The organism is Sinomonas soli (genome assembly GCF_054782415.1).
Window position 1 is genome coordinate 418,801 of sequence record NZ_BAAGSN010000011.1, and the last position, 14,085, is coordinate 432,885.

Annotated in this window: 12 protein-coding genes and 1 tRNA gene; 1 reads left to right on the top strand and 12 read right to left on the bottom strand. The window is 71.3% G+C overall.

The window, feature by feature from the left end; genetic code table 11:
* Nucleotides 1-51 precede the first annotated feature (51 nt).
* Nucleotides 52-972 carry an Fpg/Nei family DNA glycosylase gene (locus ACYVKZ_RS11770; RefSeq protein WP_460992415.1) on the top strand — a complete coding sequence of 307 codons (921 nt, stop codon included), beginning with the start codon at nt 52-54 and terminating at the stop codon, nt 970-972.
* Between the two features lie 20 nt (nt 973-992).
* Here ACYVKZ_RS11770 and ACYVKZ_RS11775 read toward each other — a convergent pair whose 3' ends face one another.
* From ACYVKZ_RS11775 to ACYVKZ_RS11830, 12 genes are all read right to left on the bottom strand, one after another.
* Complete coding sequence (locus tag ACYVKZ_RS11775; protein WP_460992416.1) at nt 993-1,568, bottom strand: dienelactone hydrolase family protein; 576 nt, start codon at nt 1,566-1,568, stop codon at nt 993-995.
* 56 nt (nt 1,569-1,624) lie between these two features.
* Nucleotides 1,625-2,674, bottom strand: coding sequence for an LLM class flavin-dependent oxidoreductase (locus ACYVKZ_RS11780; protein WP_460992468.1), 1,050 nt, complete (start codon nt 2,672-2,674; stop codon nt 1,625-1,627).
* An 89-nt stretch (nt 2,675-2,763) separates the two neighbouring features.
* Nucleotides 2,764-2,840, bottom strand: a tRNA-Pro gene (locus ACYVKZ_RS11785).
* Nucleotides 2,841-2,975: 135 nt separating this feature from the next.
* On the bottom strand, nt 2,976-5,216 hold the full coding sequence (gene betT / locus ACYVKZ_RS11790; RefSeq protein WP_460992417.1) for a choline BCCT transporter BetT: 2,241 nt from the start codon (nt 5,214-5,216) through the stop codon (nt 2,976-2,978).
* A gap of 195 nt (nt 5,217-5,411) precedes the next feature.
* On the bottom strand, nt 5,412-6,962 hold the full coding sequence (gene der / locus ACYVKZ_RS11795; RefSeq protein ID WP_460992418.1) for a ribosome biogenesis GTPase Der: 1,551 nt from the start codon (nt 6,960-6,962) through the stop codon (nt 5,412-5,414).
* Nucleotides 6,963-6,996: 34 nt separating this feature from the next.
* Nucleotides 6,997-7,812, bottom strand: a complete 816-nt coding sequence (gene cmk / locus ACYVKZ_RS11800; RefSeq protein WP_460992419.1) for a (d)CMP kinase — start codon at nt 7,810-7,812, stop codon at nt 6,997-6,999.
* Nucleotides 7,794-8,894, bottom strand: a complete 1,101-nt coding sequence (locus ACYVKZ_RS11805) for a prephenate dehydrogenase (RefSeq protein ID WP_460992420.1) — start codon at nt 8,892-8,894, stop codon at nt 7,794-7,796. Before ACYVKZ_RS11805 ends, cmk begins: the two co-directional genes overlap by 19 nt.
* 9 nt (nt 8,895-8,903) lie before the next feature.
* Nucleotides 8,904-9,917 (bottom strand): pseudouridine synthase, encoded by a 1,014-nt coding sequence (locus tag ACYVKZ_RS11810; RefSeq protein WP_460992421.1) that lies wholly within the window; start codon nt 9,915-9,917, stop codon nt 8,904-8,906.
* 113 nt (nt 9,918-10,030) lie between these two features.
* The gene (scpB, locus tag ACYVKZ_RS11815; RefSeq protein ID WP_460992422.1) at nt 10,031-10,588 is read right to left on the bottom strand and encodes an SMC-Scp complex subunit ScpB; all 558 of its coding nucleotides are present in this window, start codon (nt 10,586-10,588) and stop codon (nt 10,031-10,033) included.
* Nucleotides 10,575-11,441 carry a segregation and condensation protein A gene (locus ACYVKZ_RS11820; protein WP_460992423.1) on the bottom strand — a complete coding sequence of 289 codons (867 nt, stop codon included), beginning with the start codon at nt 11,439-11,441 and terminating at the stop codon, nt 10,575-10,577. The genes scpB and ACYVKZ_RS11820 overlap by 14 nt, the downstream gene beginning before the upstream one ends.
* Complete coding sequence (locus tag ACYVKZ_RS11825) at nt 11,428-12,339, bottom strand: ParA family protein (protein ID WP_460992424.1); 912 nt, start codon at nt 12,337-12,339, stop codon at nt 11,428-11,430. Before ACYVKZ_RS11825 ends, ACYVKZ_RS11820 begins: the two co-directional genes overlap by 14 nt.
* Before the next feature lie 237 nt (nt 12,340-12,576).
* On the bottom strand, nt 12,577-13,962 hold the full coding sequence (locus ACYVKZ_RS11830; protein ID WP_460992469.1) for a cation:dicarboxylate symporter family transporter: 1,386 nt from the start codon (nt 13,960-13,962) through the stop codon (nt 12,577-12,579).
* Nucleotides 13,963-14,085: the final 123 nt, after the last annotated feature.

Here is a 14,085-nt window from a genome sequence, read left to right on the forward strand (position 1 = left end):
TTCCTGCCACGATGGAGCACGAGCAGTCCATCGAGGGTCAGGAGGGGTCCCATGCCGGAGCTGCCCGAGGTCACGGCGCTGGCCGAGTACCTCGACCTGCGCCTTGCCGGGGCTGTCGTAGACCAGGTCCGGATCGGGGCCATCAACGCGCTCAAGACCGCGGATCCGCCGTACACCGCCCTCGTGGGACGGCGTGTCGACTCCGTGGGCCGCCGCGGCAAGTTCCTCGTCATGGTCACCATGCCGCCCTCCGCCGGCGATGGCGCGTCCCGCGGCGGCGGGGCGGACGACGCCGGCCCGCTCGCCGTCGTCGTCCATCTCGCCTTGGGCGGGTGGGTGCGGGTCACGGACCGCCTCCCCGAGGCCGCCCCGCCCCGGGGCAAGGGCTACGTCGCGGCGCGCTTCGGGTTCGTGCGGGACGGCGAGGAGACCGGAATCGACCTGACGGAGGCAGGGACCTGGAAGCGGCTCTCCGTGCACATCGTGCGCCGCCTCGAGGACGTGCCCGCCATCGCGGACCTCGGTCCCGAGCCGCTCGCGGAGGACTTCACGCTCGAGGCCTTCCGGAAGCTCCTGAACCACCGCAAGCAGGTCAAGGGCCTGCTCCGCGACCAGAAGACCATCGCCGGGATCGGCAACGCCTACAGCGACGAGATCCTGCATGCGGCGAAGATCTCTCCGTTCGCGATCGCCTCGACGCTCGACGATGCCTCCACCGCCCGGCTCTACGAACAGATGCGGCGGGTCCTCACGGAGGCCGTCGAGGAGGACCGGGGCCATCCCCCGGAGGAGCTCAAGGACGAGAAGCGCCGGATCATGCGCGTGCACCGGCGGGCGGGCGAGCCGTGTCCGGTGTGCGGGGACACGATCCTGGAGGTCTCCTTCGCGGACAGCGCGCTCCAGTACTGCCCCACGTGCCAGACCGGCGGGAAGCCGCTCGCGGACCGCCGCACCTCCAAGTTCCTCAAGTAGGCAGGAGGCGCGCGGCCGGCTCAGATGCGGTCGAGGAAGGCGAGGACGCGGTCCACCGCCAGCGATGCCGAAGCCGCGTCGAAGCCCGTCTGGCTCGAGTCGGCGAAGTAGTGGGCAGAGGACGGGTAGAGGAAGAGCTCTGCGTCCTGTGCCCCGGCGACGATCGCGCGGGCCGCGTCGACGTCGCCCTCCTCCATGAAGATCGGATCCTGTCCTGCCCCGTGGACCTGGAGGGGGACGCCGGCCGGCCACGGACCGCCGAACTCCTCGGCCGGCACACACGAATAGAAGAAGACCGCGCCGCGCGCTCCGGGGCGCGTCTGGGCGAGCTTCTGGGCCGGCAGCACGCCGAGGGAGAGGCCCATGTAGACGAGGTTCGCCGGCAGGGCCGACGCGGCACGCTCCCCGCGGGCCACGATCTCGCCGAAGCCGATCCCGCGGGCGTGCTCCACCCCCTCGTCGATGGTTGCGAAGGTCTTGCCCTCGAACAGGTCCGGCGTCGTCACGGTGTGCCCATTGCGGATCAGGGTCTCCGCGAGGGACGCCACACCGGGCGTGAGGCCGAGTGCGTGGTGGAACAGGAGGATGTCTGCCATGCCGCACACGCTAGCCGGAGCGCGCCCGGACGGCCAGCGGTGCGGCATCGGCGCGGTCAGGCGACCGGATCGCCCTCGACGGGGCCATCCGTGTTGGGCTTCCAGCCGAGGTCCGGGGCGACGAACCGGGCGAACGATTCCAGGATGTGCAGGTTGTAGTCGACCCCGAGCTGGTTCGGGATGGTCAGCATCACGGTGTCGGCGGCCATGACGGCCGAGTCGGCCCGCAGCTGCTCGACGAGGTCCTCGGGCTCGGCCGCGTAGGTCTTGCCGAAGGTGGACTGGAAGCCGTCGATGATGCCGATCTGGTCCGAGTCCGTGCGCCGGCCGAAGTACATCGCGTCCTTGGAGTTGACGATCGGGAAGATGCTGCGGCTGACGGAGACGCGCGGGGGCCGTGTGTGCCCGGCGTCCCTGTAGGCGGCCCGATAGGCATCGATCTGGTCCCGCTGGAGCTCGTGGAACGGCACCCCGGTGGCCTCGGTCAGCAGGGTGGAGCTCATGAGGTTCAGGCCGAGCCTTCCGGTCCACTCGGCCGTCGCGCGGGTGCCGCTCCCCCACCAGATCCGTTCGCGCAGGCCCGGAGAGTGGGGCTCAATCGGAAGGAGGGTCCCGGCCGGTGCCTGGCGCGGGTCTGCGGGCGCAATGCCCTCGCCGTCGATGGCCTTGAGGAACGTCTCGAAGTGGGCGCGGGCGAGGTCTGCGCCGCGGGGGTCCTCGGCCCTCGTGTAGCCGAAGGCCTCGTACCCGCGCAGGGCCGGCTCGGGCGAGCCGCGGCTGACGCCGATCGCGATCCGGCCGGCACTGATGATGTCGAGGGCCGCGAGCTCCTCGGCGAGGTAGAGCGGGTTCTCGTAGCGCATGTCGATCACACCGGTGCCGACCTCGATGCGCGCCGTCCTCGCTGCGATCGCGCTGAGGAGCGGCACGGGGGCGGCCTGCTGCGGCGCGAAGTGGTGGACGCGGAAGTAGGCGCCGTTCACTCCGAGCTCGTCTGCCCCGACGCCGAGGTCGACGGCCTGGCGGATCATGTCCGCCGCGCTGCCCGTCTGCGAGCCCCGCGCGGGGGCGTAGTGTCCGAACGAGAGGAATCCGAAGGCCTTCACAGGGGCGTCAACTGCATGCATGTGCATGCGTATTCCTCGGGAGGGAACGAGAAAGGGACCCGACCCGCGTCCGCGGATCGGATCCCTCCTGGTCGGGCTGACAGGATTTGAACCTGCGACCCCTTGACCCCCAGTCAAGTGCGCTACCAAGCTGCGCTACAGCCCGAACATCGCCCGCGCCCGACGCTCTCACGCCCGGCGAAGCAACCGCTCCAGCATATCCGACCGGGGCGCTCGGCGCGAATCGGGAAGGGGTCGGCGAGCCTCCCTCGCGGCGGCCCCGGGGCGCTGTAGGCGGCCGTCAGGTTCTGGGGCTTCCGGCGCCCTCAGGCAGGGCGGGGAGCTGCCCCGTGGTGAGCGCCGCCGGCGGCGTGAGCATCGAGGCGGCCGAGTGCTCGGCAGAGTAGGCGAGGAACGCCAGGTGCGCCTCGTAGCGGTCGAGGACGTCGTCGATCACCTGCTGCCGGCTCAGGCCCATGAGGTCGTACCCTTCGGAGCCGGTCTGGGTGAACACCTCCAGCCGGTAGTACGACTCCTCCTCCGGGTTCACACGGCCTCCGAACATCGGCACGGGCGCCTCGACGGCCGCGACCTCGTAGTGGAAGTCCCGCTCATGGTCGATGGCGACGGCGAGCGTGTGGCGGAGGATCCCTGTCCGCTCGTCGGGGAAGGTCCCCAGGCTCGCGTCGTAGCCCTGCGCGGCGAACTCTGCGGACACGTCCGTCAGGGCGGGCCGGACGGTCTTCTCCATGAACTGGGCCACGGCCCTGGCCGAGGGGTAGGAGCGCAGCCCTGCGATGCGCTGGCGCCAGCTCCGTTGAGGGACGGCGCCGCCGCGGGCGGCCGTCGTCCTGCCTCGGAGCACCTGCCCCTCGCGCTCGGCGCGTTCCATCCGCAGCGCCTTGGAGAAGGAGGCCATCACGAGGTAGGCGATGACCGTCACCGGCAGCGCGAAGACGAGCGTTGCGTACTCCATCGTCGCCACGCCGCCCGCCACGAGCATCGCCACGGTCAGCACCGCCGTCAGCACGGCCCAGAAGATGCGCAGCCACCTGGCCCCGTCCTGGCCCGGGTCGGGGATGGACGAGGAGAAGTTGGACATCACCATGGCCCCGGAGTTGGCGCTCGTGAGGTAGAACAGGAGGCCGGAGAGAGTCGCCAGTCCGATGAGGAACGGGGCTCCCGGGAACATCTCCAGCAGCGCGTACCAGCCCCGCTCCGGGCTCTCCATCGCCAGGTCGGCGAAGTCGAGATTTCCGCCCAGCACCTCCGAGAGTGCGCTGTTGCCGAAGATCGCGACGATGATGACGTCGCACAGCACCGGGGCGGTGACAGCCGCGATGACGAACTCCCGCAGGGTGCGCCCGCGCGAGATGCGGGCCAGGAACAGCCCGACGAACGGCCCCCAGGCGAGCCAGAACGCCCAGAAGAACAAGGTCCACGATCCCATCCATTCCGAGCCGCCGTCCTGGTAGGCGAAGGTCTGGAGCATGCGCTCGGGAAGGGTGGCGACGAACCGGCCGATGTTCTCCACGGTGCCGTTGAGGATGAACGAGGTCTTCCCCGTGACGAGGATGTAGAGCACCATCGCTGCCGCGCTCCAGAGGTTCAGCTCGGAGACGAGGCGGATGCCCTTGTCCACCCCGGAGGTGCAGGCAGCGATGGTCATGACGACCGCCACGACCACGAGCGCGATCTGGAGACCGAGGCCCTGCTCGAGCCCGAACAGCACGGAGAACCCGACGTTGAGGAGCACCACGCCGATGCCCATCGACGTGGCGACTCCGAACACGGTCCCGACGAGCGCGAAGACGTCGATGGCGTCCCCAATGGCTCCTTGGACGCGTCTGCCCAGGAGGGGGTAGAGGGCGGCCCGGATCGACAGGGGCATCCCCCACCGGTACGCGAAGTAGCCCATGGCCATGCCGAGCAGGGCGTACATGGCCCACCCGGCGATCCCGTAGTGGAACATCGTCCAGACCACCGCGTCCCGGGCGGCCTCCGGAGTCTGGCCGGCGCCCGAGGGCGGGGCCATGTACTGGGTGATCGGCCCGGTGACCGAGTAGAAGAGCATGTCGATGCCGACCCCGGCCGCGAAGAGCATGGCAACCCACGTGAACAGGCCGTACTGGGGACGGGAATGGTCGGGGCCCAGCCGGACGCCGCCTTCCTTGGACAGGGCGACCCAGAGGACGAAGACGATGACGACCGTCACGGTGAGCACGTAGAACCAGCCGACGTTCACGGAGACCCACCCCACCGCCGTGTGCATGGTGCCGGCGGCCTGGCCGGGGGCGAGGATGGCCCACAGGGAGAAGGCGAGGATGACCGCCGACGCGACGACGAGGACCCTCCAGCGGACCCGCGGGCCATGGCCGTCCGCAAAGTCTGCGGGGCCCCGGCGCAGTTCGGTGCTCGAGACGGGGGGTCTGCCCTCGCCTCCGCCGGTGCGGCGCCTCTCGGTGCCGCCAAGCCGGCTGCGCTCGATCGTCGCCGCCGGCGACTCCGCCTCTGGTCCGCTGAAATCCGCTGCTTCGGTCACTCATCCTCCTGTTCTGCGGCAGGACGGACCGAGGCGAGCGTGCGGGAGAACCTCCCAGATCTCAGGGGAACAAGGCGCGTGAGGTGCGTCGACCGCTGCGCGGGGACGTCCTACCGGCTCCTTCCACTGTAGCTCTTCCCGAGGACGACGCCGGCGGGCCGCCCGCGAGGGGCGGCCCGCCGGCGTCGTGCGGGGCTACTTCTTCTTCGAGCGGCGCTCGCGGACGCGCATGCTGATCTCGATGGGTGTGCCCTCGAAGCCGAACGTCTCGCGGAGCCGGCGGGTGATGAAGCGGCGGTAGCCGGGGTCGAGGAACCCGGTGGTGAACAGGACGAACTTCGGCGGCCGGCTCTGGGCCTGGGTGCCGAAGAGGATGCGCGGCTGCTTGCCCCCGCGCACCGGGTGCGGATGCGCGGCGACGAGCTCGCCGAGGAACGCGTTGAGGCGGCCGGTCGGGATGCGGGTGTCCCAGCCGGCGAGGGCCTTGTCGAGCGCGGGCACGAGGCGGTCGCGGTGCCAGCCGGTCTTCGCGGAGAGGTTGACGCGCGGCGCCCACTCCACGTGGGCGAGGTCCTTCTCGATCTCGCGCTCGAGCCAGCGGCGGCGCTCGTCGTCCATGAGGTCCCACTTGTTGAACGCGATGACGAGCGCGCGGCCGGACTCGATCGCGAGCGAGAGGATGCGCACGTCCTGCTCGGAGAGCACCTCGTCCGAGGCGAGGAGCACGACGGCGACCTCCGCCTTCTCGAGCGCGGCCTGCGTCCGCAGCGACGCGTAGTACTCGGCGCCCTGGGCCATGTGCTGCCGGCGGCGGATGCCCGCGGTGTCCACGAAGCGCCACGTCCGGCCACCGAGCTCGATGTACTCGTCGACCGGGTCCCGGGTGGTGCCCGCGAGCTCGTTCACGACGGAGCGCTCGGAGCCGGCGAGCTTGTTCAGGAGCGAGGACTTGCCCACGTTGGGGCGGCCGATGAGGGCGACGCGCCGTGGGCCCCCGGAGCGCTCGACGCCGGCGATGGCCGAGAACTCGGGCAGGACCTCGAGCGCGGCGTCGAGCAGGTCCGCCACCCCGCGCCCGTGGAGGGCCGAGACGGGGTACGGCTGGCCGAACCCGAGGCCCCACAGCATGGAGGCGTCGGCCTCCTGGGCGAAGTCGTCGACCTTGTTCGCCACCAGCAGCACGGGCTTCTTGGACTTGCGCAGCATGCGCATGACGGCCTCGTCGGTGGCCGTCGCCCCGACCGTGGCGTCGACGACGAACAGGACGGCGTCCGCCATGCTGACGGCGACCTCGGCCTGCTCGGCGACCATCGCGTGCAGGCCCTTGGCGTCGTGCTCCCAGCCGCCGGTGTCCACGAGCGTGAACTTCCGGCCGGTCCATTCGGCGGGGTAGGAGACGCGGTCGCGGGTGACGCCGGGGACGTCCTCGACGACGGCCTCGCGGCGGCCGAGGATGCGGTTGACGAGCGTCGACTTGCCCACGTTGGGGCGGCCGATGATCGCGAGGACGGGGTCCATCCGGGTCGGCGTGTCCGCGTCCCAGTCTTCGCCCCCGCCCGCGAGGAGGCGCGCGTCCTCCTCGTCCAGGTCGTAGTCGTCCAGGCCCGCGCGCAGGGTCGCCGCGCGCTGCTCCGCCTCGGCGTCGTCCATCGCGGCGAGGTGCTCGGCGACTTGATCGGCGCCCTCGGGCACGTACTCGTCGTTCCCGGCGGCGCCGGCGGTCCCGGTGTCCAGGGAATCGGTCATGGGGGTCTCCTTGAAGGGTGTCAGTGGGCCGGGCTCACGCGCCGGCCGGGCGGCTCACGGCCGCGTGCACGACGCCGAGGACGGCGTCGACGGTCTGGTCGAAGTCGAGGTCCGAGGAGTCGACGGTGTAGACGCCGTCGGCGGCCTGGGTGAAGCTGGCCACCGCGGAGTCCTTCGCATCCCGGGCGATGACCTGCTCGCGGAGTTCCTCGGCGTTCTGGGTGCCGCCGAGCTGGGCTCCGCGGCGGCGCATGCGGGCCTCCTCCGAGGCGGTGAGCAGGAGCCGCACCTCGGCGTCGCGCGCCACCACGGTGGTGATGTCCCGGCCCTCGACGACCATGCGACGGCCGTGGGCCGCGATGATCGCGCGCTGGCGGCGGATGAGCTCGTCCCGCACGCCGAGGTTGGTCGCAACGGCGCTCACCGAGGCGGAGATGCGGGGCTCGCGGATGGCCGCGGTCACGTCCGCGCCGCGCACGAGGACCCGATCCGTGGCGGGGCTCGTGCTCAGCTCGAGGTCGAGCCCCCGGGCGGCGGCCTCCACGAGGGCGCCGTCCGTAAGGTCCAGTCCGCGCTCGAGGCAGTCCCACGCGACCGCGCGGTACATGGCGCCGGTGTCGAGGTAGGCCAGCCGCAGCCGCCGGGCGACCTCCTTCGAGACGCTCGACTTCCCCGAGCCGCTCGGGCCGTCGATCGCCACGACGAGGGGCCGGCCGAGCCGCAGGGGCTCGGCGCCGGGGGCGGGCGTGTAGCGCACGGACGTGCCCTGTGCCGTGCTGAGGGAATGGAGCTCCGTCCCGGGCTGCATGCCGTGCTCCGTCTCCCGCTCGCTCATTGCAGTACCCGCCATCCGCGCTCCTCCAGTTCCGCCACCAGGGCGTCGTGCTTGCTCGGCAGCACCGAGATCTCCACCATGCCCACGTTCCGCCCCGACGAATGGTCGAGGCGGAGGTCTTCGAGGTTCACCCCGATCTCGCCGATCTCCGTCAGGAGCCGGGCGATCTGCCCGGGCCTGTCGTCGACGAGGACCGTGAGCCACGCGAACGCCTGCGGCGGCCCCCCGTGCTTGCCGGGGATCCGCGCCTGGCCCGCGTTGCCCTCGGTCATGAGCTGCGCCAGGTCGAGCCGGGCCCCCGGGGCTGTGGGTGCCTCGAGGGTACGGATGAGGCGTTCGACGTCCTCGCGCACACCGTACAGGTGCTCGACGATCCTGCCCGCATTCGCCCCGAGGATCTGCACCCACAGGCCCGGGTCGCTCGCCGCGATGCGCGTCGTGTCGCGCAGGCCGTTGCCGGCGAGGGCCAGCAGCCGCAGGTCCGTGCCCTGCAGGCGCGAGGCCAGCAGCGAGGACATGACCTGGGGCAGGTGGCTCACGAGGGCGACCGCCTCGTCGTGCTCGTCGGCGTCGAACTCGACGACGATGCCGCCGAGGTCGGAGCCGAGGGCCTTGGCGAGGCGGACCGCGCCGGGCTCGGACTCGGGCGCCGCGCAGACCACCCAGGGCATCGAGGTGAACAGCTCGCCGCGGGCGGCGACCGGGCCGGACTTCTCCCGGCCCGCCATCGGGTGCGTGCCGACGTAGCGGGCCAGGTCCGCGCCGCGGGCGCGCAGCCCGCGCACGATGGCGCCCTTGACGCTGGCGATGTCCACGACGGTGGCGTGCGGCCAGCGCGCAAGGGCGTGCGCGGCGACGTCGACGGCCACGTCGGGAGGCGTGGCCACGACCACGAGCTCCGGCTGGGCGCCGCGGTCCGCCTCGAGCTCGGCGACGGGGCGGCCCGCGCCGATGTCGACGGCGACGGCCTGGTTGGTGGGCGAGGTGTCCTCGAGGAAGACCGGGACGCCGCGGTGCTCGAGCCCGAGGCCGATGCTCGTCCCGAGCAGCCCGGTGCCGATGACGACGACCGGCCCGTGCAGGTGTGTTGCGGACATGCTCTCCCCCTACAGGCCGACGGCGGCCATGAGGTGCCCGATCTCCTGCTTGCCGAGCCGGCGGATCGTGCCCTGCTTCTGGTCGCCGAGCCCGATCGGGCCGATCTTGGCGCGCACGAGCCGCTGGACCGGGAAGCCCACGGCGTCGAACATGCGGCGCACGATCCGGTTCTTGCCGGAGTGGAGGACCACCTCGACGAGCACGAACCCGGGCGTGGAGTCCACGAGCCGGAACGAGTCGACCTTGGCGAGGCCGTCTTCGAGCTCGACGCCGCGGCGCAGCTGGGCGCCGATGCCCTGGGGCATGGGGCCGCGCACCTGCACGACGTACGTCTTGGGCACCTCGTAGGAGGGGTGCGTGAGGCGGTTGGCGAGCTCGCCGTCGTTCGTCAGGAGCAGCAGGCCCTCGGTGTTCGTGTCGAGGCGGCCCACGTGGAAGAGGCGCTCCGGCGAGCCGGGGCGCAGGTAGTCCGTGATGCACGGTCGGCCCTCGGGGTCATCCATCGTGGAGACCACGCCGCGGGGCTTGTTGAACGCCATGTAGACGAGGTGCTCGTCGGTCTGGACGCGGACCCCGTCGACGTGGATGACGTCGGTCTCGGGGTTCACCCGGGTGCCGAGCTCGGTCACGATCTGCCCGTTGACCTCGACGCGGCCTTCGGCGATGAGCTCCTCGCACACCCGGCGCGAGGCGACGCCCGCGTTGGCCATGACCTTCTGCAGGCGCACGCCGTCCTCGGCCATCTGGGCCCGGGTGCGCGGCTCGTGCGCCGGCAGGGCGGCCGGCTGCCTGCGGGCCGCGCCCTGGCCGGCCTTGCCCACCGGGCCGAGGCTCCTGCCGAAGCGCTCGTTCGCGAAAGGCGCAGCGCCCGTCCCCTTGGGGGTGGGGCGGTCGCCGCGTTTGCGCTGCCCGCCCTTCGGGGCGCCCTTGGCGCCTCCGCGCGCCGCGCTGCCGCGCGCGCTGTTCCTGCGGGGGTTGTTGTCCCCGTTGCGTGGTGAACCCTGGCGTCCCGCCTGTGCCATAACCAATGCCTCTGCAGTATGAAGCAGCCCCTCCGGGGCTGCGTTGGTGGTAGAAAGTGGGCGAACGCCCCCGTCAAGGATACCGGATCGGCCCTCCGGGGCCGCCCGGGGCCTCAGAACGAGGCGTCGATCCCGCCCAGCTCGTCGAGCCCGGGCAGGTGCGGCGAGAGCTTGGGCAGCTCGGCGGCGGAGCCGATCCCGAGCCTTTCCAGGAAGTACGACGTCGTCCGGTACAGGATCGCTCCCGACTCGGGGTCGGTGCCGGCCTCCTCGACGAGGCCCCGGGCCACGAGGGTCTTCACCACGGAGTCGACGTTGACCCCCCGGATGGCCGCGACGCGCGAGCGGCCCACCGGCTGGCGGTAGGCGATGACGGCGAGGGTCTCGAGCGCGGCCTGGGTCAGGCGGGCGGTCTGGCCCTCGAGCACGTACCGGGACACGATGTCCGCGTACTCGGGGCGCGAGTAGAACCGCCATCCGCCGGCGACGGCGCGGAGCTCGAATCCCCTTCCCTGCGTCGCGTACTCGGCGGCGAGCTCCTCGAGCGCGCCCTCCGCCTCCTGCTGGGGCACCTCGAGGGTGGCCGCGAGCTCGGCCGCGCTGATCGGCTCGTCGACGACCATGAGCACGGCCTCGAGGGCCGCGCGGATCGCCGGATCAGCCTGCTGCATGCTGTCCCTCCCTGTCCGGGGCATCCCCGTACTCCTCGCTGACCCGCTCGGCGCTCCAGTCCTCCCCCGCGGCCCACCGCACGCTCAGTTCGGCGAGCGGCGCCGCCTGCTCGAAGGCCACGGCCCGGTCGCGGAAGAGCTCCAGCAGGGCCAGGAAGCGGGCCACCACGACAAGCCGTGTCTCGGCGTCGGCCGTCAGCGCGCGGAAGCTCAGGGGCCCTGAGCCCTGCAGCCGCAGGCCGATGAGCTCGGCCTGCTCGCGCACGCTCACCGGCGGCGCATGGAGGTGCGCGGTCCCGACCTCGCTCGGCGGGGCCTCCTTGGGTGCGAAGGCCTTCGCTGCGAGGGCGGCGAACTGCTCGGGCGTGTGCCGCCACACGAGCTCGGGCAGCAGGGCGGCGAAGGCCGGCTCGAGGGTCACTGAGCGCGGGAAGCGGCGCGCCTCGGCGTCGAGCGTCGCGGCGAAGATCCCGGCGATCTCCTTGAAGGCGCGGTACTGCAGGAGACGGGCGAAGAGGAGGTCGCGGGCCTCGAGCCGGGCCACGTCCTCCTCGTCCTCGACCGTGCCCTGGGGCAGGAGCCTGGCGGCCTTGAGGTCGAGGAGGGTCGCGGCGATGACGAGGAACTCGCTGGCCTCGTCGAGCGCCCAGTCCTCTCCCCTGGCCTGGAGCGCCCGGGTGTAGGCGATGAAATCGTCGGTGACGGTCGCCAGGGCCACCTCGGTGATGTCGAGGCGGTGCTTGGCGATGAGTCCGAGCAGGAGGTCGAACGGGCCGGTGAAGTTCTCGAGGCGGACCTCGAAGCCGCCCGCGCCCGGCGCGGAGTCGGCCGGCTGGATGTCAGGGAGCTCCACCGCGGGCCACGAGCTCGCGGGCGAGGCTGCGGTACGCCTCGGCACCCGGGTGGTTGGACGCGTACCGGGTGATCGGCTCCGCGGCGACCGTGGCGTCGGCGAACTTGATGGTCCTCTTGATGACGGTCTCGAAGACCTTGTCGCCGAACGCCTCGACGAGGCGGGCGAGCACCTCGCGGCTGTGCAGCGTGCGGGCGTCGTACATGGTGGCGAGCACGCCGTCCACGACGAGGCGCGGGTTGAGGCGGTCCTGGACCTTCTCGATCGTCTCGACGAGCAGGGCCACGGCGCGCAGCGCGAAGAACTCGCAGATGAGCGGGATGACCACGCCGTGCGCGGCGGTGAGCGCATTGACGGTGAGGAGGCCGAGGGAGGGCTGGCAGTCGATGAGGATGACGTCGTACTCGTCCTCGACCTTGCGCAGCGCGCTCGCGAGGACCTGCTCGCGCGCCACCTCGGTGACGAGCTGCACCTCGGCGGCGGAGAGGTCGATGTTGGCCGGGAGGAGGTCCACGTTGGGCTCCTCCGTGCTGCGGATGGCCTGGCGGACGTCCACGTGGCGGTCCATCATCACGTTGTAGACGGTGGTGTCGAGCTCGTGCGGGTTGATGCCGAGCCCGGCGGAGAGGGCGCCCTGGGGGTCGAAGTCGACGAGCAGGACCTTCCGGCCGTACTCCGCGAGCGCCGCGGCCAGGTTGATGGTCGAGGTCGTCTTGCCGACCCCGCCCTTCTGGTTGACCATCGCGATGATGCGGGCCGGTCCGTGCGAGCTCAGGGGCGCGGGGACCGCGAACGTGTGCAGGGGCCGGCCCGTGGGTCCGAGCTCCACCGCGCCCTCCGTGCCCTCGAGGGAGCCGGAGATGCCGTCCAGAGTCGCTGCGCTCTGTTCTGTGCTCACGTGTCCATCCACACTTTCGATCTCGTTGGCGGCGATTCGCATGCCTACGGCGTCCTTGGCTCACCAGCCTACACACGGGCGACATGCATTGTGCGGACCTTGACAATCGGCCCCCGGCGCGCCTCACCCTCAACTGGAACTTCAAGGTTCGCGGTCCCGGAGGCGAGCACGACGGCGGGCGGGCCACCCGTGGAGGCGGGCCGCCCGCCGTCGTGTGCGGCATCCGGCAGCGGCCGGTCAGGCGCGGACGAGCTCCTCCTCGGCTCCGGCCCCCGTGGCCCCGACCTCGGCCTCGCCGCCCTCGCCGTGGCCGTGCCCGGCGATCATGGTGGTCTCGTCGAACGGGAGGCGGCCGGAGAGCACCTCGGTCGCCTGGGCGGCGTCGATCTCCTTGGTCCAGGTCCCCATGAGGACCGTGGCCACCGCGTTGCCGGTGAAGTTGGTCAGGGCGCGGGCCTCGGACATGAACCGGTCGATGCCGACGATGAAGGACACGCCGCCCACGAGCTGCGGGGCGTGGGCCTGGAGGCCGCCGGCGAGGGTGGCGAGGCCGGCGCCGGAGACGCCCGCGGCGCCCTTGGAGGCGATGATCATGAAGATGAGCAGCCCGATCTGCTCGCCGAGGGCGAGCGGCTGGCCCATCGCGGTGGCGATGAACAGGGAGGCCATCGTCAGGTAGATCGCGGTGCCGTCGAGGTTGAACGAGTAGCCCGTGGGCACGGTGACGCCGACCACGGGCTTGGAGACGCCGAGGTGCTCCATCTTGGCGATCAGGCGCGGCAGGGCGGCCTCGGAGGAGGACGTCGAGACGATGATGAGGTACTCGCGGCCGAGGTACTTCATGAGCTTGAAGATGTTCACGCCGGAGACGACCTTGAGGACCGTGCCGAGGACCACCACGATGAACAGGATGCAGGTGATGTAGAACGCGATCATGAGCGTCGCGAGGCTGAGGACTGCCTTCCAGCCGGTGGCGCCGACCACGGCGGCGATCGCGCCGAACGCGCCGATGGGCGCGACCCACATGATCATGATGAGGATCCGGAAGACGAGGGCCTGCGCCTGGGCGATGAAGTCGAGCAGCAGCCGGCCGGTCTTGCCCATGCGCTGGAGCGCGAAGCCCACGAGGAGGGCCACGAAGAGGGTCTGGAGGACGTCGCCGGCGGTGAGCGAGGAGAGCAGGGACTTGGGGATGATGCCGAGGAGGAAGTCCGTGGTGCCTGCCGACTCGGTCGCCTTGTAGGTGGCGTCCTTGAGGTTGAGGCCCTGGCCCGGGTGGACCAGGTTGCCCACGACGAGGCCGATGCCGAGCGCGAACGTGCTCATGACCATGAAGTAGAGCAGGGCGAGGCCGCCGACCTTGCCGACGGTCTTGGCCTTCGCGATCGACCCGATGCCGAGGACGATCGTGCAGAAGATGACCGGGGAGATCATCATCTTGATCAGGGCCACGAACCCGTCGCCGAGCGGCTTGAGGTTCGCGGCGAACCCGTCCTTGCCCGGGAACATGAGGCCCACGGCCACGCCGAGGACCACCGCGATGACGACGGCGATGTAGAGCCAATGGGTGCGGTCGACCGACTTCTTCTTCGCGGGCGCCGCATCGGGTGCCGTAGGCGACATTGCCACGGAGTGCTCCTTCGTTGATACCTTGACTTCTGGCCCGGGTGGGCCGGTTCACACTCCACTGTGGATGACGCTGTGACAGACCTCACCGTTGCGGTCATATTGGTCACTGGGAGGAGG